Source organism: Micromonospora sp. B006 (assembly GCF_003408515.1).
Taxonomy (GTDB): domain Bacteria; phylum Actinomycetota; class Actinomycetes; order Mycobacteriales; family Micromonosporaceae; genus Micromonospora; species Micromonospora echinospora_A.
In genome coordinates, this window is the sequence record NZ_CP030865.1 from 6,258,572 (window position 1) to 6,277,079 (window position 18,508).

Here is an 18,508-nt window from a genome sequence, read left to right on the forward strand (position 1 = left end):
CGTGCGGAACTGGCGTCGCGCGTGTGTCCGGTCCACCCCGCGCAGGGTCAGCCGGCGATCTGGTCGAGCAGTTGCAGCAGGTCGTGCGCGGCCAGTTCGACGTCTTTGTGCCGCCACTCCGAGGCGCGGTAGACGCACGCGACCAGACCGGACCGGTGGACGCGGCGGAAGTCGCCGTAGGCGAAGGCGTACCGGGCCTTCGTCTCCTCGTTCGCACCCTCGGTACGGCCGAGGAACCATTCGCCATACTCGCGCCACGAGTGCTTGTCGAGGTAGCCGTTCTCGTCGGTGGCCCGGGGCTGGACAACGCCCCAGTCACTGTCGAGCACGTACTGGCGTGCTTCGATGAGCCGCCGGGCGCGGACGACAGCCGCCTGATCCACCGAGTACGAGGCCATGCCCGGCAGTATTCCCCGGCGAACGATCCGCCATGCCTACCGAGGTGGCCTCCAGGGTTCGGTCCGGCCATCCTGACTGGCGGAGTAGCGGGTCCGCCTCGGCGGGCTCGTCGGTCCGCCGGGGGCCGTCGGTCACCATGGGCGCAGCGCGGAACCGGCTCGCCAGCACCCGCGACGAGGGTGATCGGCGCAACCGTTCGACACCGGTCACTGCGCGGTGACGGCCGCACCTGAGCTGGCACGTCCCGGGGCGACACGGCGTGCCGCCGTCGGCCCACCTCGGACCGCCCCGGGCGGGACGCCGTGTCAGGCCTCGGATCAGCCGGAGCGCCACTTCTGGTTGGCGGTGCCGGCGCACTCCCAGAGTTGCAACCGCGCACCGTCGTTGCCGTTCCAGTCCTTGATGTCGACGCACTTGTTGGCCGGCGGGTTGACCAGGTCGCCGGCGGCGGACAGCACGAACTGCTGGGCCGGGTTGCCGCTGCAGGTGGCGATCTGGATGACCGCTCCGTTGTCCCGGGAGCCCCAGGCGACATCCATGCACATGTTGTTCTGCGTGCGCAAGCTGCCGCCGGTGAACGTCCACGCCTGCGCGGCCGTGCCGTTGCAGTTCCACGCCTGCAGCGGGACTCCGTCGGAGAAGTTCGAGTTCGGCACATCGACGCACTTGTTGTTCCAGTTGCTGATGATCCGGGTGCCGGAGCCGCCCCCGCCGGTGGTGACCAGACTGAGTCCGAAGACACCGAGGATCTCGTTGACCGGCTGGAACCACATGGTGCCGCCGGTGGTGCAGTTGCCGGATCCGCCGGAGGTGACTCCCTGGGCCTGGTCGCCGGAGAGCCAGGCGCCGCCGGAGTCGCCGCCCTCGGCGCAGGCGTTGCTGCGGCTGAGCCCGTAGACCGCGCCCTGCGCGTAGTTGACCGTTTCCTCCCGGCCCAGCAGTACGCCGCACCGCCAGCCGGTCGTGCGTCCCGACCGGCACACGGAACTGCCGATCACCGCGTCCCGGGATCCGGCGACGGGAGCGTTGCCGCCGGCGTAGTTGTTCACCCACGGCCGCGGCGTCCAGTCGGCGTTGGTGCGGACCCAGGCCCGGGAACGACGAGCCGGCGAAGGTGCCCTGGGCTGCGTTATTGAAGCCGCGGGTGGGGCTGCCGGCGGCTCCGCAGTGCCCTGCGGTGACGAATCCGCCGACCACGGCGAAGCCGACGGAGCAGAGTACGTTGCCGTTGATGACGAACTGGTCGCCGCCGCGGATGTCGTACATCGGGCGCGGCGCGTCGGGCGCAGGCGCGTAGCGAACGAGCGCGTCGGCGAGGCCGGCGCCGCGCACGAACGCTCGGCCGGTGCGTTCCTGTCCCGGTGCCACCCGCACCACCACCTGGTTGGCGGCGACGTCCACGTACCAGCCGCGGACGGCGGCCCCGGGCGGTTGACCGGCGGCCCTCCGGTCCAGGGCCGTACGCGTCGATGTCAGGCTCGTGAGCGTCCGAGGGACGAACCTGGGCCGGGCTCCCTCGGCGCGCACCGCGTCGGCCGCGGAGGCGTCGGTGACGGCGACCGTGAGCGGGCCGTCCGTCTCCAGCCACGAGCCGGCGTACCCGGTGCCGAGGCGCCCGCGCAGCCGTCGGTCGACCAACGCCGCGGCGGCCTCGGCCGCGAGCCGGGCGGTGAGTTGATCGTCGGTCAGGTGCAGGTCGCGGCGCATCGCGGCGGCCATGCCGAGCGGCAGGCCCGCCACGGCCGGCCGTGCTTCGGAATGGTGGGCGATGTGAGCCGCCGCTGGGACGGCCGGGACAGACAGGCCGAGCATCGCAGCGGTGAGCAGCGCAGTTGTCTTGATCATCGAACTCCTTCCGGGTTGTTCGTGACGCACCGGAGGCGATGCGGGAGAGCGCTCTCAGCCTGAAACCGTAAAGAATCCTTATCAATAGATTAAACTCGATGTGCGCCCAGTGGAGCGGCCGTCGCGCCCGTCTCGGCGGATCGACGGGACGAGCGCCGGTCGCCACCCGGACGTCAGCGGAAGCTCCACGTCTGGTCGGACTGGCGGTTGCCGGAGTCCATATGGTCGACCGGGGTGCCGTCCACCGTGACGCACTGGTGCGGGCCGTCCAGGTCGTGTTTCCTAGGCGACATTGCGTCGTGGCGCCTGTGCGGGCACCGCTCGGAGCGGTGGTCATCTGCACCTAGACTGCGCCGATGGATGCTGAATTCGCGGCCAACGCCGCGGCCACCGCCGCGATTTTCGGGGTCTTCGGGATCGTCTGGTTCGGCTGGGCGCAGGAGGCACCGCCCAAGGCGTGGCGTCCGTGGCTCGGCATCGGTTCGGTGTTGTCTCTGGTCGCAGCGATCATCGGTGGCATCGTCACCGCACGCACCTGGGACAAGGGCAGTTCCGTGGACGAGAGGACGGGGCCGGTCTTCGGGGTGATCGTCCTGATCGAGGTGGTCCTCTGTGCCGTCGGCGCGATCTGGCTCCGGCGCGCCGGCCGCACCTCCCTGGTTCCGGTTTGGATCGCCCTGATAGTCGGCCTGCACTTCTTCCCCCTAGCGCCGCTTCTGGGGTATCCGGCCCTCGCGATCTGGGCCGCGCTCGTCACCCTGGTCGCGCTCGTCAGCGTCCCTGTCGCCCGACGGTGCGACTTCACCCCCAGCGCCGTCGTCGGTGCCGGCACGGGTGTGGCCCTCCTGGCCGGAGCGGCGACCGCACTGGTGCACGCGCTCACCTAGGTGTATTGCCGGAGTCGCTTGTGCCGCACAGCGCTTGGACGTGTCTGACCGACGGCGAAACGGTGGGCGGCCCGCTACGCCGAGCTCCGCACCGATGCGCCGGACGGATCGGCCGTGACGGCCGCAGGGACAGGCGCGCCGGCCGGCAACGGTGAGCCCGGGACGACTTGCGGCGGGTGCGGCCACGCCCGCACCGTCACGCCGGCTGGGCGGATCACGCTTCGGCCACCGGTTTGTGCCCGCAGGCCAGCTCCCAGCCGCCGGGCAGCACGGCCACCCGGTCGAAGCCGACCTCCTTGAGCAGGCTGGTGTAGAACTCCACCTCCCGCAGCCGACTGACGCAACTGTCGACCCCGATGAGGAAGTAGCTCCAGAAGAACTGCATCGCTAGGCGGTCCGGGGTGCGGAACTCCTCGCAGATCACCAGCAGCCCGCCCGGTTCGAGGGCCGCGTACGCCTTCTCGACCAGCCGGCGGGCGACGTCGTTCGGCCAATCGTGCAGCACCCGGACGAACGCCATGGCGTCGTAGCCCGAGGGCAGCGGCTCGGCGAAGAAGTCGCCACCGACGAAACCCAGCCTGTCGACATGCCCGGTGCGGCTCCGGGTCGCCTCCACCAGCGGAGCCACGGCCGGCAGGTTGTACACGTCGACCCGTAGCCCAGGCACGTCGTCGAGGATGTGCGCGGCGAGCGTGCCGTCACCCCCGCCGATGTCCAGCAGACGGCGCCGGTCCGACCACAGCCGGCTGGCGTTGCGATGCATCGTCTCGATCACCGGACCGAGACCGACGGCCATGCTGCGCTCGAAGTCGGCAGTCTGTTCGTCGGTCTTCGGGGGCCAGGCGAAGTCGTCGTCGCTCATGCTCACCTCGCCACGCAGGCTCTCGGCCAGCCGGCCGTGCAGCAACCGCCAGGGGTAACGGTCCCGGTCACGTTCGACAGCACCGGGGCCGACGACCGCCATGACGGCATCCCGGAGGCCGGGTACCGCACGGTACGTTGCCATCGCGATGTCGTCACCTGGCTCGCTGCGCTCAACGACACCGAGGCTTTCCAAGCAGTCGAGGAACTTGTAGAGCCGCAGGGGCCGCACGTCGAAACGGGCGGCCAGCTCACCGAGGCTCGCCGGCCCGGGCTCCAAGGCGTCGAGCAGACCCGTGCCGAGCGCGGTCTCCAGCACGTCCATGGCCTTCGGCCCGTTGGCGAGCAGACTCATCAGCGCGCGTGAGGACAGCGTGACCTTCACCGTTTCAGCTCCTCTTCCAGGGCGTCCATGAACGTGTCGATCTCGTCGAGGGTGTTGTAGACGTGCGGGCCGACCCGCAGGTAGCCCCGCCAGCTGCAGACCATGTCGCGAGCGACCAACCGCCGCTTGACCGCCTCGCCGTCGGCGACGTCCAGGCACACGACGCCACCGCGCCGGTGCGGCTCGGTCGGGCTGACCACGTCGATGCCAGCCTCCGCGGCCCGCTCCAGGATCCGCTGGGTGCAGGCGAGCGAGTGCCGCCGAATCGGGCCGGCACCCACCCCGGCCAGCAGATCCAGGCCGACCTGGGAGATCAACGAGGTCAGGGGGAACGGCGTCCCGCCGGCGAACCGTCGGGCCCCACCGGCCCAGCCTGTCGACGGCTGGAATGTGAACGCCCGGTCACCGGCCTGCCAGCCGGTCGCCGCTGGCTCCAGCTGCGGCACCAGACCCGGGCGCACGTGGAGGAAGGCAGTGCCGACTCCGCAGAGCCACTTGTGCGCGCCGCCGAGAACCACGTCGACGCCAAGCGCCGTCACGTCCATCGGCATGACCCCTACGCTCTGGAAGGCATCAACGACCACCAGCGCGCCGACGTCGTGGGCGCGCTGCACCAGCCGGGGCAGGTCGACGGTGGCCCCCGAGGAGAAGCTGGCGTGCGGGACGCACACCAACAGCGTGCGTTCGTCGATCCGTGCCTCGACGGCGTCCTCGTCGAACCGCGGGCCGCCCGAGCCGACCACGTCGAGCCGGGCGCCGTACCGACGGAACGCGTTCCAGATGAACGGCACCGTCGGATACTCCAGATCGGTGGTGACGATCCGGTTCCGCGGCGGACGATAGTCGAAACAGGACGCTACCCGGGCGAGCAGCGTGCTCAGGTTCGCGTCGGTGACCACGCTGCCCGCCGGTGCGCCGATGAACGCGGCGACGGAGTCGGCGTACCGGTCGAGGCCGGCGTGCCAGTCCTGCCAGACCTCGTCCCGCCAGTTCCGCAGCGTCCGCCAGTAGCGGGTGAGCACCTGTTCCGCGCCCCGCGGCACCGCGCCCGTCGAGTTGTTGTTCAGGTAGACGCCGGTGCTCAGCAGGGGGAACTCGGCGCGCAGCGCGGCGTGCGCGCTGGCGTCGAGGCACTCGGGCGTATCGAGGTCGGAGTTCCGGTGCGGTGGGCTCACTCAGGGCTGCCTCTGGTCGGCTCGATGGGGGACGGGGGGCGGGGGCTCGCAGGCGACGGAGGTGAAGACCGGGATGGATCGGACGGCGGCTAGATAGGGCGTGCCCTCCGTGTAGCCGGTGCCGGCCCGCGGGCCGAGCATCCGGGTCGCGAGCCGGTAGTGCGTGCGCCGCCACTGGAATACCGCGGCGGCGAACGACCGCATCTCCTCCTCGACCCGCCCGCCGTCGGGCGCGGCGAGCAGGCCGTCACGCACCGCCGCCCGGAACGCGTCGTCGATCGACGGCTGGCCGGCGTGCACCAGCTCGCGCACCTCCGGGACCTGGTGGTACGCGGCCGAATCCAACCGCGACCCCTCGGGTGTGCGGCACAGCGACTCCATGAGCTTGTAGGAGCGGGACTGGATGGCGCTGGCCCCCGCGGTGTACTCCCGGAACGTCCGGAACGCCTCCGGCTGCATCGTCGCCAGCAGCGCGAACAGCGGCCCGGCGGCGGTGAGCTGCTGTCGGGCGTACACCAGCCGTGCGGCCGCCCGCCCCGCCTGGCCGGCGGTCAGGGCGGCGACGGTGGCGCGCAACTCCTCGGCGACCCCCGCGAAGAGACATTCGTACGACTGGAGCACCCGGATGAACAGGTACTCGTCGTGCGACACATGGACCGGCAGCATGCTCAGCCGCAGGACCAACTCGCCGGCGGGATCAGCGTCGGCGGCGACGGCCCGCAGCTCATCCGGGGTCGCCACAGCTTCCCGCCCGGGGACCATCCCGGCGATGCCCAGTCGGGCGAGAGCGGGTGACACGGCCCGCACGCCGAGCCGGTAGCGCTTGGACACCACGTCCCGGCTCGGGCGCCGCTCGGGCAGCAGGTCGGTGGCACCGGAGGCGGCGGTCAACTCGAAGGCCAGCACGTCGGCGACCAGGCGAACGAGGAGCCGGTCCCGGTCCCGTCGGGCACCGAACGGGCCGGCGACGTCGTCCCCGCCGGGCAGCCGGAGCAGTCGCAGCGCGAGATAGCTGCGGTAGTCGTACCGGCCGTCCCACTTGTCGAGTGCGACGTCGAGGAAGTCACCCAGCAGCCGGGCCTGCGGCTCCCGCGTGGTCGCCGGCACCGTCAGCTGCGTACGGGCCTGGTCGAGCAAAGCCAGCACTTCCTTTTCGACGAAGTGTTTACCGACCCGGTGAAACTCCGCTAGCACGGCGGAGTACGGAAAACGGCAGGTCTGACCGCCGCCGGACAGCCAACTCGTCAGTTCATGCACGAAACCGCACCTCGACATTTCGGTCGCTACGCAGGTGGGTGAGGAGGAATTGACAATTACTGGTGAACGAGGATTGTCAACGTTGGTCGGTCTGTGATTCGTTAGCGGATCCGTCGGAGGGCTTCAGGCGGGCCCGCCACAGTGCAGGGAAGAACCGGTGCCCGACGAGCTTGGCGAGCATCGTCGCCTCGGCGCCGCCGGGATCGTGGCCCCCGACGCGCAGGGCGACCCGGTAGTGCCGCATACGCCACAGCGACACCCGCTCGTCCCACTCTATGAGCGCCTCGGCGAGCCGCTGGACGGGGTCGGCGGGATCCGGCCGACCCAGTGCGGCCGGTTCAATTCCTCGGACTTCGAGGTGCTCGGCGAACGCCCGGCCGAGCTGCCGGCTCATAGCGTGGACCTGCCGCCATCCGGGTGACTCGGCCCCGGATCCCTTACCCAGCGCCGGTTGCATGGCCTGGAAGTCGGCCGGGGACAGGTGCCGGAACATCTCCAGCTGGTCGGTGACCAGCCGGATTCCCAACGTCGCCCGAGTTAGCAGCGACTCGGTCACCGCCAGCTCGCCGACGCGCAGCCGGGTGACCGCCTCGGCCAACTCGGCGGCGACGAGCTTCAGCCACAACTCGGTGGATTGGTGCACCACCTGGAAGAGCAACTCGTCGCGGTGCATCATCTCGTCCGGCCGCCGTTGCAGGGCGAGCAGCGTGTTCAGTCGCATGTAGCGCGCATAGTCCGTGGCGCCGTCGCCAGGCAGCACAGGTGAGTGGTCCTGCTTCACGGAATTGGTTCCCTTCGGTCGACGTCGCTGCATCGGAAACCGATGGTGCGACCATGCGTGCAGCGGACATTATGCAACCACAAACGACAATGTGCTATACCTGTGTCCGGGCCGATTTGAGGGCGGAAATCGGGCGCCTTCCGCTGCCTGGAACGGTCAGGCCGGGCAAAGTGGGATTCGGCCGCCCGTGGACCCGGCGGTCGGGCGGCGGCCGGTACTGGGTGTTCTCCTCAACGGTCGGCCACTCGGCGCTCACCGCGAGCATCCCGGCTACGTTCCTGACAGCGCGGTCGTGACCCGGGACCGGGGCCTGCGGCTGACGTGCCGGACGCCGCCGCGCACCGCCACTCCGCCAGCCCACCTGCTTCAAGGAGCCATTCGTGAACACCTCACGCACCGACCGCTGCCTCCGGCGGTGACATCGGCTCCGCCTCCTCGCCGCCGCCGCGGTGATCGTGACCCTGATCAGTGGGCCCCCCCGCGACGGCATGGCCCGACGAGCCGGCACATCCCGCCGCCGGGGGGAGCCGGAGCGGACCACGACGGTCTGCGAGAGGTCTCCCGCCCGGGCTCACCCGAAGACCCGGGTCACCCTGATCGCCGGCGCGGACCGGGCGGCACCGACGCTCGCCTGCACGCTGCCCATACCTGCCCGCTGACGTTCCTGGTCTCAGGGGCGGAACCGGACCACGCCATCGGGGCGTACGTGTTCGAGCCCGAGAACCGGCACCTGTACGCCGGCGGTCCCGGCGCTGCCGGCTGCCGGCCGAGAACGGCACGACCACGACGGCGTGGATCTTCACGTCCGGAGCCGTCGCCCGCGACGAGTCGCTGAAGGCTTCCTGTACCCCGGGGATCGGGCAGCCCATGGCGCGCCGCCCGGTCCGGTCGCTGAACAGCACTCACGCAACAAGACGCCCTCGACCACGTGCGCTTGTCGGGGCGACCGTAAGTCTGGGCGTGGACGTTGCATGGCGGACCCCCGGATCCGGGCGACTGGCTGTCCGGGCCCGATAAGTCGTCCGGCCGGGCGGTATAGGCCTCGCCAGACTTCCCGGGTGCCAGGCAAACCCGCCCTGGTCGCCCGGGCGCCGGGATCAGGCCGGCTGGTGATGCGCCTCGAACCGCTCGCGGGTCAGGAACGCCAGCTGTGCCCGCTTGTCCGGCATGTCGATCTCGGAGGCGAATGTGAAGCCCTCGGTTCGCAGCCGTCGCAGCGCGGCCTCGTTGCGCACGTCCGGCTCGACCACGATGCGCCGCGCGGCGACGTCCCGTGGGAGTAAGAGGCCGTTATCGGTGGGGAGCACGGTCTCTGCCGAAGCACCGCAGCTGCCGGCGCCTGCTCCCGCTGCCGGCTCAAGCGTCGTGATCCCGCTCGGTGTAGCCGTGTGCGAGTAGCGCGGCTAGGAGTTGCGTGTTCCATGTCCGCTCATCGGCGTCGTGCCATCGGTGTTGCCGTGGGCACTGCCAGTTCGGTACCGGTTCTTCGGGGATGAAGCATCCGCCGAGCGCAAGCTCGCCTGCGGCTGCGGCCTTCCTGGCTTCCGGCGCCGGGAGGCCGAAGAGCAGAGGGACGTCCGCGGCGTGGCAGTCGGGACAACTCGGAATCACCTCGTCACGGTAGCGAGCCCACCTCATCTCGACCCTCGCAGCGCTCGCCTCCTCTGCCCCGTCCCGTGGGTTGTCGTCGATCTCTACGGTGTGGTTACGGGGGTACGGCAGGGGAGGTGCGGCCATGGGCATCTGCGTCGTGTGCCGGGCGGATCAGCGCACGGTGGTGCTCATCAGCAGTTGGGGCGTTCCGCACGGTGCCTCGGGGCACGAGGGCAACTATCGCTGGAGCAGCGTGGTGGCCTGCCCGGAGTGTGGTGCTGGACTTCTGGTGCGCTTTGATCACGATTGCTTCCACCCGCCGTGGGAGGAGCCGTGGGACATGGACTGGTCGTGGCCGGTCGACGACGACGGGGTCCAGCGGCTGATGTCTGCCCTCGTCGGGTGCCCTGACCCGCTGCAGCCATCGTGCGACTGTCCCGCGCACCGCAGCTTGCGGGATACCACCGAAAGACCACCACCGCGTGAGGTCCCGGTGACGATCGTGTTGACCAAGGACGGGCTGCCGCAAGTCCGGTCGGTACACGACCTATGAAGCTGGCAGGACCGATTGATAGACGGCCAGACGTGACGACGTTCAACCGTGCCCCCGTTACGACGTTCAACCTTGCCCCCGTTTACCCCCCGAAAACCCAAGCCAAATATCGGCGAAGAGTGACAAGAGTCGGTGACGGCTCAGTGACGTCCTTGCAGCTCAGCGACCACTTCAGGCAAGTAGTGACAAGCCCGTTTCGGCTACTTTCCGTTACAAGGGGTCGTCGGTTCGAATCCGGCCGTCCCGACGCAGGTCAGAGGGCTGATCCGGATGACGGGTCGGCCCTTCTTGGCGTTCTGGGGACCAAGATCAGTCAAGTTGGAGCGTGCGTGGCGCTGCTTGACCGACGGTCAAGTTTGAAGTGTCCAGCCGGGATGGCTGCCGAATCGCTCGTTCTCTGGATCAAGGCGGCCCGCAAGCGGGCCGCGCCGGCCCGGCCTCGGCCTGCTGGCGACCTTGGGCCGGCATCGGCCGGGCCAGCCGTCCACGCTGAGGGGTGTTGGTCTTCTCTTGGACTGGCGTGTGCTGGGGCCAGTTGGCGCGCTGACGTTCTGCCTGGGCTTTCGGCGATCCAACCGGCGACGACGGGCGGGTCGACGCCAGCATCGAGTACCGCCCGGTAGCGGGCCAGTTGACGTCGTACTCGGCGATTGTGGTTCCGTAGGGCCGCGTCCTTGGCGGCCGCGGTGGGCGTGCCGGTGGGCCTGGTCGAGGAGCGTCAGGCCGTACCTTGGCGGTTGACCCGCCCCTCCCGGGCCACCTTCGACCGGCTATGGTCGCGCTCGGTGCCGGCTGATCCGGTCGCGGTGCGCTCGTGCCGCTGATTCGGGGAGTGCTCCACAGTGGCCCCCTGCCGGCCCCGTGCCCCGCTGCCCGGGTGCCGGCGGCCCCGCGCCGACTCGCCACCGCTGTCATGCTTGTTGCGCTGTTGGCTTCCCATGCCCGGGGATACCCGGTGCCTGGGAGCCCATGCTTTCGCGCGACGGCTCGTGAAGGATGCCGACCTTTTCGAGGTCGACGAGAGCCAGGCCGCCCATCGACTGCGCCGGCTAGGGCGTCCGCAGGCCGATTGTGCGGTGCGTGGCGATCCGTCGATCGTGTCCGGCTCGCCAAGTGACGTGGGAGTTCCAGGGTCGGGTCGAAGCCACTGGCCGGCCGGAGGCGGGCCCAGACGACGACCGCCATCGGGGTTGATTTCCGACTTGCTCGGCGGAGGACTTGACACAGACTCATGCGCCACGGCCGATGTCGGTCAGCCCTGCTGCTGTTGCCCCTGCGGTCCTACCAGGCGCGCCGTGATCTGCCTCAGTGGCTGGCTGCTGTTGACAATCCTCTTCATCCGTTGCCAGGCTGCTCGGGCAGGAGTTCCGCCCAGGCCACCAGCTGACACCCCCTGGTTCTGAGCCAGTTGTCGGGTGGTCTGTTGCAGCGTTTGCGATAGCGGTCCTTCAGGACCCAGTGCCTCCTGCGCCGTCTGCCCTACATGGTCGAGTGTCCGAGCTAGTGGCCCCTGTGGCCCGAGCGCCTGCTGAGCTGTCTGTCCGACCTGGTTCGCGGCGGTGTCCACGGTCTTGACCAGCGACTCGATGATCTGAGGGTTGCGTTCGATGGTGTGGAGGGCGCTGTCGAGGATGCCGCGGAGTTCGTCGAGTCGAACCTCGAGCATCGCCTCCGCCTCGACGCCCTTAATGTCGATCTTCACCGTGCCGAGCTGCGCCTGGACGCCCACGTCGAGCTGCAGCAGGCTACCCAGTCGGGCTCGTAGGGAGACGGAGGCGTCGAGGTTGTCGACCTCGACGTGGATCTGATCGATTTTGGCCTGCGGGATCTGGAGGACGACGTCCGGGTCCGACATCGTCTTGCTGCTGCGTCCGCCGGTCGGCCGGGGCAGGTCGTGTTCACCACGCTGTGCGGCGGAGTATCTGCTCGGCCCTGCATTCGTTGGCCCGTCGGTGGCACCGAGGTCTTGGCCCCGAACCGAGACTTCCGCGCCCTCCTCGGCGTCGCGCTGCGGATCGATGTGGTCGCACGGTTGCGCGGGCGAATCCCGTGCGTTGCTGTCCCGGCTCTCCGGTTCGGCCATCCCGCACCCCTCGGACCTCGCCTGCATGCGGACCGGACGAAGCCACCATCTGTGGCTCCGATCCTCGGCCCACCCCTCGGACCGGGTCGCGGTCTACCCGTGTGCCGAAGGCCCACCCCTCGGACCGGGTCGCGGTCTACCCGTGTGCCGAAGCGTCAAACGGCTCAGCGGTCGGTCGACGAGACAGCGGATCAGCTGTGTTCCGGGGTGCCGCTGGTCGAGTAGACCTCCGGACGGCGCCTGCTGTGCGATCTAGGCAAGCGACCGATTGGCAGGGGTTCAGGTGGTCCGTGGGGGGTATGCCGGCCCCGCTGGTCCGCCGCCCCGGTTCGCGAGGGATCGGGGATGTTCGGCCAGGCACGATCGGATAGGGAGGCCACCCGTGACTCGACTGGCAGTCCGAGAGGCAGCGAAGGCCAGGCAGGAGGAGGCGCAGCGGCGGGGGCGCGGGCTCGGCTGGATGAGTGTCGGTCTGGGCGTCGCGCAGTTGGCGGCGCCGGACACGGTGCGCCGGATCAGTGGCGTTGACGACTCCCCAGCGTCTCGAGTAATGGTGCCGCTCGTCGGGGCGCGGGAGCTTGTACACGCGGCCGGGCTCCTGACGAGCCGGCGGAAGGGCGTCTGGGCGTGGACCCGGGTCGTGGGCGACGCGATGGACCTGGCCTCGCTCGGAATGGCCCTCGCTCGCCGGGGCGGGCGCCGCCGGCGGCGGCTTGTCGGTGTCACCGGAGCCGTCCTCGGGATCACGATGCTGGATCTCCTGACCGCTGTGCACGCCAGCCGGGCGAAGCAGGCCGGCTCCGGGCCGACGATAGAGGGCGCCCGCAGAGGAGGACCCATGGAGCTCACAGCCACGACAACGGTTCGCAAGCCCCCGTCGGAGGTTTACGCATTCTGGCGTGACCTGGGCAGACTGCCGACGTTCATGGCTCATCTCGAAGAGGTTCGGCCCACCGGTGACCGGACGAGCCACTGGTCCGCCAGTGCTCCGTTCGGCAAGAACGTCGAGTGGGACGCCGAGATCATCGGCGACGTGCCCGGCGAGAAGATCGCGTGGCGGTCGACCGGGAATGCGGACGTGCCGAACGCCGGTACGGTTCGGTTCGTGCCCGCCCCGGACGGTGTGAGCACCGAAGTGCACGTCCTCCTGACCTACGACATCCCGGGCGGCGCGGCCGGCAAGGCGGTCGCCAAGTATTTCGGCGAGGAGCCGCACCAGCAGCTCGACGACGATCTGCGCCGGCTCAAGCAGGTGCTCGAGACCGGCGAGGTGGTCCGTTCCGACGGTGCCCCGTGGGGCAAGCGGGCCCGTAAGGAGTTCCCGCAGCGTCCAGCGCAACCGCTGTCGGATTCCGAGCTAGCGAAGGGAGCGGGCGCGTGAGGGCGAACACCTGGGCGGGCCGGAACAAGGTCAAGGTCCGTGACGTACCGGACCCGAAGATCCTGAACAAGCGCGACGCGATCGTGAAGATCACCTCGACCGCGATCTGTGGCTCCGACCTGCACCTGGTGGATGGATATGTGCCCACCATGCAGGACGGCGACGTCATGGGTCACGAGTTCATGGGCGAGGTGATCGAGGTCGGCTCGGGAGTACCCTCGGACAAGCTCCGGGTCGGCGACCGGGTCGTCGTGCCGTTCCCGATCGCCTGCGGTAACTGTGGTGCCTGCGCCGCCGAGCTGTACTCGTGTTGCGAGAACTCCAACCCCAACGCGGGGATCGCCGAGAAGATGTTCGGCCATCCGGTCGGCGGGATTTTCGGCTATTCGCATCTGACGGGTGGCTTCGCGGGCGGTCAGGCGCAGTACGCGCGGGTGCCGTTCGCCGACGTCGGTCCGTTGAGGATCGAGTCTGACCTGACCGACGAGCAGGTGCTGTTCCTCTCCGACATCCTGCCCACCGGCTTCATGGGTGCCGACCTGTGCGACATCCAGAAGACCGACGTGGTAGCGGTGTGGGGCGCCGGCCCGGTCGGCCAGTTCGCCATGGACAGCGCCCGGGTGCTCGGCGCCGCGAAGGTCGTCGCTATCGACAAGGAGCCGTACCGGCTGCAGATGGCGGAGCGGGCGGGCCACACCACGATCAATTTCGAAGATGTCGACGTGCGGTCCCGGCTGCTGGAACTGACCGGCGGGCGAGGACCGGACAAGTGCATCGACGCCGTCGGCATGGAGGCCAGCCACGGTGCCGCGCACGTCCACGCCTACGACCGGGTCAAGCAGGCGGTCCGCTCCGAGACCGAGCGCCCACACGCGCTGCGCCAGGCGATCATGTCGTGCCGCAGCGGCGGCATCGTATCGGTGATCGGCGTATACGGCGGCTTCCTCGACAAGTTCCCCGCCGGCGCATGGATGAACCGGGCGCTGACCCTGCGTACGGGGCAATGCCACGTGCAGCGCTACATGAAGCCGCTACTGCAGCGAATCGAGCGCGGCGAGATCGATCCGACCCGGGTGATCACCCACACGCTGCCCCTCGAGGAGGCGGAACGGGGCTTCGATATCTTCAAGAACAAGCAGGACCACTGCGAGAAGGTGGTGCTCAAAGCCTGACGAGCGGCCACCGGTGGGCGCGGCGGCCGGAGGCGGCGGCTACGGGGGAGGGTTGGCCGTACTGGTTCGCATGACGGTCCGCGGCTGAACGGGCGTTTGCCGCCGACGCCCGATACCAGCCCTGTGAGGCTCAGGGGCGACCACTACACAACTCGGTCCTCGGAGCCTCCGCGATTTGGGGACTCACGCCCAATCCGGTGATAGCTCCAGATTTCCCGTGCCCCATCCGGCCTAGCCGGAACGCTCGACGGATGGAGCAGGGATCGGGAGGTCGGGATCTGGGGCGTCTGCTGTCGGTCAGGCGTGTCCTGTGGTCGCTGGTCGTCGGTGTTGTCGCCGGGACGGTCACCGCACTGATTGGGGCGCCGGAATTGACGCCGCTGGTGATCTGGACAATCGCGGCGGGCACAATCCTCGTGTGGGTGTGGCGGTCCTGCTGGCCGGCGAGCCCGCAGCGTACCGAGCAGCTTGCCGAGGCGGAGCAGCGCTCCCGTTCCACCGACTCGGCGATCCTGATCGCGTCCGTTGTCAGTCTCGCCGCCGTGGCCGAGGCGCTCGTCCGCGCCCCGGACCAGCAGGACGTGGTGGCTGTCACGCTGGTGATCCTCAGCGTCGTCGCGGTGGTGCTGGCGTGGACGCTGGTGAACACAGTCTTCGCGTTCAAGTACGCCCGGATGTATTACTGCGACGACGGCCGTGGCATGGACTTCAAGCGGGACGATCCTCCCGCGTACGCCGACTTCGCATACGCCGCCTTCACGGTTGGCATGTCCTACGCTCCGGGAGAGAACGAACCGACCAGCAACCGCATGCGCCGGGTGGCGCTCGGACACGCGCTGCTTTCGTACACCTTCGGAACTGGCATCCTGGCCGTCGCCGTCAACCTCGTCACCAACCTGGGCCAGTCGTGACACGGGGAATGCCCTGCGCGCGCTGCGGCAACGGATCCGAGTGGGCGAAATCGACCCGAGCGTCGTCCTCATCCTCACGATGCCGCGCGACGCGCGCGGTGGACATCCGCGCGGGCCGCACCAGGAGGCGGCGAACGGCGGCGATCGGATCGAGACTCCGACCGCTTGGGCGCGCCGCGTGACCGCGAGCGTGACGGCTGGGAGTGCCTCGATGAGGGTTGCCGGTAGCAGGAAAGCTGGTTGATGACCACGAGGACCGTCCTGGTGGTCGCGGTGGCCGTGGTTGTCGCAGCGGGCCTGCTGGTCGGCGTGCAGGTCCAGCGTCGCGCCGCTGATCACAGGTACCGTTGGCTGCTCGCGCCGCTGTACCGCGCGTCCCGACGCCCCGCCGTCGCCGTGCTGCTCCTCACGGCACTCTATGTCGGGATCCGCGCGTACCCCGGCCCAGGGCCCCGTGCCGTCCAGCGCGTCGTCGTGGTGCTGTTGATCGCGAGCATGACGTGGCTGGTGCTTCGCGCCCCGCACATCGCCGAGAGGGCCGCGTTCAGCCGGCTGCCGGGCGAGACACGGGCCGACCGCCGGGCCCGCCGCGCCCGCACCCAGATCCGACCGGTACGGCGCCTCACCTCGGTCGTGGTGACCGTCGTGGCGATCGGCCTGGTCCTGATCACGTTCCCTCCGCTGCGCACAATCGGGCTGTCCGTGCTCACCTCGGCGGGTGTCGTGGGCGCGCTGCTCGGACTGTCCGCACGCACCGCGCTCGGCAACGCCTTCGCCGGCATCCAGGTCGCGTTCGCCGACGGACTCCACGTGGGGGACGTGATCGTGGTCGACGGGCAGTGGGGGCGCGTCGAGGAGGTGAAGCTGACGAACGTGGTCATCCGGCTCTGGGACGACCGGATGCTCATCCTGCCCACCACCTGGTTCACCGAGCACCCCTTCCAGAACTGGACCCGGCATGAGACGCGGGTGATCGGCGAGACACGGCTCCACATCGATCACACCGCCGAGCTGGACGACCTCCGCGCCGAGACGAGGCGGATCATCGAATCGTCACCGCTGTGGGATCGGCACCAGTGGGTGCTGCAGATGGTGGATGCAACGCCTCAGACCGTCGTCGTCCAGGTCCAGGCATCGGCGGCCGACGGACCGAGCGCGTGGGACCTTCGCTGCGACGTGCGTGAAGGGCTCGTCCGGTACCTGCGCGACCACCACCCCGAGTGGCTGCCCCGCACCCGCGGCGAGTTCCACCCCTGAGCGCGCACAACAGCCGTCGAGGTCCCGAGCCCGCTTCTCGGTTTTCCGGCCGGGTCCTCCATGTGCTGTTCCGTCAGCTCTCGACGGCGATGGAACGATGGGCGCTCGCGCGGGATCTGTGCCGAGGTGGGCCTCGCGCCGTACTCGGGCTGGTAGCCCTCGGTTGGCCAACCACTGCGCGCGGCGAGGCAGGCACGCGTCACGTGGCCGACGAAGCCGATCTCGCCTGGCTTCCCGAGGCGGCCGCGTGGGCTGGCCGAACCGGACGCTACCGAAGGCCCGGCGCTCACCGCGCTCCACCGCCGAATCTCCCGGACGCTACAACATCTCCAGCGGTTGCGGGCCGGCCGGCGGCGGGAACGCCGCGTCGAGTGCCGCCACATCCTCCGCAGCCAGATACAGGTCGCGCGCTTCCGCGTTCTCCCGTGTGTGTTCGGGGTTGGACGACCGGGGGATTGCCGCTATCGCCCCCTGCCTCAGCAGCCAGGCCAGCGCGACCTGAGCAGCGGTGGCCTCGTGCCGGGCGGCGACCTCCGCGACCTGGGGGTGCCCGAGCAGCCTGCCCTGCTCGATCGGCGAGTACGCCATCACCGGGATCTGGTGCTCGCGTAGCCACGGCAGCAGATCGTACTCCGGACCGCGGCGGGTGAGGTTGTACAGAATCTGGTTGGTCGCACAGGCGCCCCCGCCCGCCTCCAGGAGGTCCTGCATGTCCGAAAGGTCGAAGTTGCTCACGCCCCACTGCCCGATGTCACCGGCCTCGACGAGTTCGCCGAAGGCTTCGATGGTCTCGGCGAGCGGATGCGTGCCGCGCCAATGCAGCAGATAGAGGTCGATGTGGTCGACGCCGAGCCGTTGCAGGCTGTGCCGGCAGGCCCGCACGGTTTCCCGTCGGCTCGCATTGGATGGCAGCACCTTGTCGACCAGAAACACGTCGGCGCGTCGTCCGACGATCGCCTCGCCGACGAGTTCCTCGGAAGCGCCGTCACCGTACATCTCGGCAGTGTCGATCATGGTCATATCCAGGTCGAGCCCGGTGCGTAGGGCGGCTAGCTCATCCCGTCGCCTCGCGGGGCGCTCACCCAAGTACCACGTGCCCTGACCGAGCACGGGCATCGTCTGGCCGGACGGCAGTTCGATCGCGTCGGCGGCGAGGGTCATATCGTGACCTTTCCCGAGCCTGGGTACCAGTGGGTTGTTGAGTGCCTTCCCGCTGCGACAGGAAGCACTCTCGAACGGCTGTTTTAGGGCGCCGACACCGGGAACGCGGCCACCGTCCAGGCGGTGTCCGCCCGACCGTCGGACAGGATCCGCAGCGCCCCGCTGCACATGCCGGGCCTGCAACTCGCCGTCAACGGCGAGGACCGCGACGTGGCTGCGCCGGCCGTTCGCCGCAGGCGTACGGATGATCCAGCCACGCGACTGCGCTTCCTCGGCCAGCTCGAAGACAATCCCGAAGCGCTTGGCCAGCAGCCAGGCGCGAACGTCGTCGCTCAGCCGGTCGAGCTGGGTCTGCGCGCCGCGGGCCGGCTCAAGCCGCTGGCGCCGGGCCTCCTCGGCCTCGCGCACAGCCCGGACCTGCTCGGACACCGCATCCACCTTCTGCACGAGCTTGATCTCGTGCGGCGTCCGCCCTGCCGCGATCGTCTTCAGGAACGCCTCAATGAACCCGTCTTCGATCGCGCGCACATCGAGGCTAGACAGACGGCTGAACTCGCCGGTCTCCCGGCCGCGCTCGGCCGTGTTCACCAGCTCGACCCGCCACCCCTTTCAATCTCCGCCATCGAAGCCAGCGAGGAACGCCTCCTGCGCGAACCGATCGCCGAGCAGCAGCTCGACCGAGTGCGACCGGCCTTCGGCGAAGGTGACCACGGCCCGGCATAAACCGCGCCGGGATCGGTCTCCGCTCGCGGCAGCGCCCGCACCTTCTGCAGCGCAACACCACCGAGCATGGTGAACACCGGACGC

At 69.6% G+C, this 18,508-nt stretch carries 14 protein-coding genes and 2 pseudogenes; 6 read left to right on the forward strand and 10 right to left on the reverse strand.

All coding sequences use genetic code 11. From position 1 onward, the window contains the following. Positions 1-47: 47 nt before the first annotated feature. Entirely contained in the window at positions 48-398 is a 351-nt protein-coding gene (locus MicB006_RS28050) for a hypothetical protein (protein ID WP_116510118.1), read from the reverse strand. 318 nt (positions 399-716) lie between these two features. Further along, positions 717-2,244 (reverse strand): annotated as a pseudogene (locus tag MicB006_RS28055) (ricin-type beta-trefoil lectin domain protein). A gap of 356 nt (positions 2,245-2,600) precedes the next feature. Here MicB006_RS28055 and MicB006_RS28060 point away from each other — a divergent pair. Next, complete coding sequence (locus MicB006_RS28060; protein WP_047890634.1) at positions 2,601-3,131, forward strand: hypothetical protein; 531 nt, start codon at positions 2,601-2,603, stop codon at positions 3,129-3,131. Positions 3,132-3,345: 214 nt separating this feature from the next. Here MicB006_RS28060 and MicB006_RS28065 read toward each other — a convergent pair whose 3' ends face one another. The 6 genes and pseudogenes from MicB006_RS28065 to MicB006_RS28090 all read right to left on the reverse strand — a co-directional run bounded on the left by MicB006_RS28065 (position 3,346) and on the right by MicB006_RS28090 (position 9,327). Continuing rightward, positions 3,346-4,377 (reverse strand): methyltransferase, encoded by a 1,032-nt coding sequence (locus tag MicB006_RS28065; RefSeq protein ID WP_116510119.1) that lies wholly within the window; start codon positions 4,375-4,377, stop codon positions 3,346-3,348. Further along, a complete protein-coding gene (locus MicB006_RS28070; RefSeq protein WP_116510121.1) occupies positions 4,374-5,552 on the reverse strand; it encodes an aminotransferase class V-fold PLP-dependent enzyme in 1,179 nt (392 codons plus the stop codon). The genes MicB006_RS28065 and MicB006_RS28070 overlap by 4 nt, the downstream gene beginning before the upstream one ends. Then, the gene (locus MicB006_RS28075; protein WP_370013379.1) at positions 5,553-6,827 is read right to left on the reverse strand and encodes a tryptophan 2,3-dioxygenase family protein; all 1,275 of its coding nucleotides are present in this window, start codon (positions 6,825-6,827) and stop codon (positions 5,553-5,555) included. It lies immediately after the preceding gene. Between the two features lie 58 nt (positions 6,828-6,885). Continuing rightward, positions 6,886-7,590 carry a tryptophan 2,3-dioxygenase family protein gene (locus MicB006_RS28080; protein WP_116510125.1) on the reverse strand — a complete coding sequence of 235 codons (705 nt, stop codon included), beginning with the start codon at positions 7,588-7,590 and terminating at the stop codon, positions 6,886-6,888. A gap of 1,097 nt (positions 7,591-8,687) precedes the next feature. Further along, positions 8,688-8,870: pseudogene (locus MicB006_RS28085) on the reverse strand (GNAT family N-acetyltransferase); the annotation flags it as partial. A 76-nt stretch (positions 8,871-8,946) separates the two neighbouring features. Next, positions 8,947-9,327, reverse strand: a complete 381-nt coding sequence (locus MicB006_RS28090) for a hypothetical protein (RefSeq protein WP_225980538.1) — start codon at positions 9,325-9,327, stop codon at positions 8,947-8,949. Between MicB006_RS28090 and MicB006_RS28095 the strand changes: the two genes are divergently transcribed. Continuing rightward, entirely contained in the window at positions 9,326-9,736 is a 411-nt protein-coding gene (locus MicB006_RS28095; RefSeq protein WP_116510127.1) for a hypothetical protein, read from the forward strand. The genes MicB006_RS28090 and MicB006_RS28095 overlap by 2 nt on opposite strands. A gap of 1,252 nt (positions 9,737-10,988) precedes the next feature. Here MicB006_RS28095 and MicB006_RS28100 read toward each other — a convergent pair. Next, positions 10,989-11,819: a hypothetical protein gene (locus tag MicB006_RS28100; RefSeq protein ID WP_152037903.1), complete on the reverse strand. Its 831-nt coding sequence runs from the start codon at positions 11,817-11,819 to the stop codon at positions 10,989-10,991. Between the two features lie 838 nt (positions 11,820-12,657). Between MicB006_RS28100 and MicB006_RS32105 the strand changes: the two genes are divergently transcribed. From MicB006_RS32105 to MicB006_RS28120, 4 genes are all read left to right on the forward strand, one after another. Continuing rightward, positions 12,658-13,200 (forward strand): SRPBCC family protein, encoded by a 543-nt coding sequence (locus tag MicB006_RS32105; protein WP_192900151.1) that lies wholly within the window; start codon positions 12,658-12,660, stop codon positions 13,198-13,200. Next, entirely contained in the window at positions 13,197-14,372 is a 1,176-nt protein-coding gene (locus tag MicB006_RS28110) for a zinc-dependent alcohol dehydrogenase (RefSeq protein ID WP_116510131.1), read from the forward strand. Before MicB006_RS32105 ends, MicB006_RS28110 begins: the two co-directional genes overlap by 4 nt. A gap of 251 nt (positions 14,373-14,623) precedes the next feature. Next, positions 14,624-15,283: a DUF1345 domain-containing protein gene (locus tag MicB006_RS28115; RefSeq protein WP_225980539.1), complete on the forward strand. Its 660-nt coding sequence runs from the start codon at positions 14,624-14,626 to the stop codon at positions 15,281-15,283. 243 nt (positions 15,284-15,526) lie between these two features. Further along, complete coding sequence (locus MicB006_RS28120; protein ID WP_225980540.1) at positions 15,527-16,540, forward strand: mechanosensitive ion channel family protein; 1,014 nt, start codon at positions 15,527-15,529, stop codon at positions 16,538-16,540. Positions 16,541-16,858: 318 nt separating this feature from the next. Here the strand turns inward: MicB006_RS28120 and MicB006_RS32525 are convergent, their stop codons facing one another. Further along, entirely contained in the window at positions 16,859-18,289 is a 1,431-nt protein-coding gene (locus MicB006_RS32525) for an aldo/keto reductase (protein WP_225980541.1), read from the reverse strand. Positions 18,290-18,508: the final 219 nt, after the last annotated feature.

Excerpts from the sequence above, each read along its gene's own strand:
- MicB006_RS28050 (WP_116510118.1), bottom strand. The coding sequence starts at position 398 with ATGGCCTCGTACTCGGTGGATCAGGCGGCTGTCGTCCGCGCCCGGCGG.
- MicB006_RS32105 (WP_192900151.1), top strand. The coding sequence starts at position 12,658 with ATGGAGCTCACAGCCACGACAACGGTTCGCAAGCCCCCGTCGGAGGTT.
- MicB006_RS28095 (WP_116510127.1), top strand. The coding sequence starts at position 9,326 with ATGGGCATCTGCGTCGTGTGCCGGGCGGATCAGCGCACGGTGGTGCTC.
- MicB006_RS28120 (WP_225980540.1), top strand. The coding sequence starts at position 15,527 with ATGACCACGAGGACCGTCCTGGTGGTCGCGGTGGCCGTGGTTGTCGCA.
- MicB006_RS28060 (WP_047890634.1), top strand. The coding sequence starts at position 2,601 with ATGGATGCTGAATTCGCGGCCAACGCCGCGGCCACCGCCGCGATTTTC.
- MicB006_RS28115 (WP_225980539.1), top strand. The coding sequence starts at position 14,624 with ATGGAGCAGGGATCGGGAGGTCGGGATCTGGGGCGTCTGCTGTCGGTC.
- MicB006_RS28075 (WP_370013379.1), bottom strand. The coding sequence starts at position 6,827 with ATGTCGAGGTGCGGTTTCGTGCATGAACTGACGAGTTGGCTGTCCGGC.
- MicB006_RS28100 (WP_152037903.1), bottom strand. The coding sequence starts at position 11,819 with ATGGCCGAACCGGAGAGCCGGGACAGCAACGCACGGGATTCGCCCGCG.
- MicB006_RS28090 (WP_225980538.1), bottom strand. The coding sequence starts at position 9,327 with ATGGCCGCACCTCCCCTGCCGTACCCCCGTAACCACACCGTAGAGATC.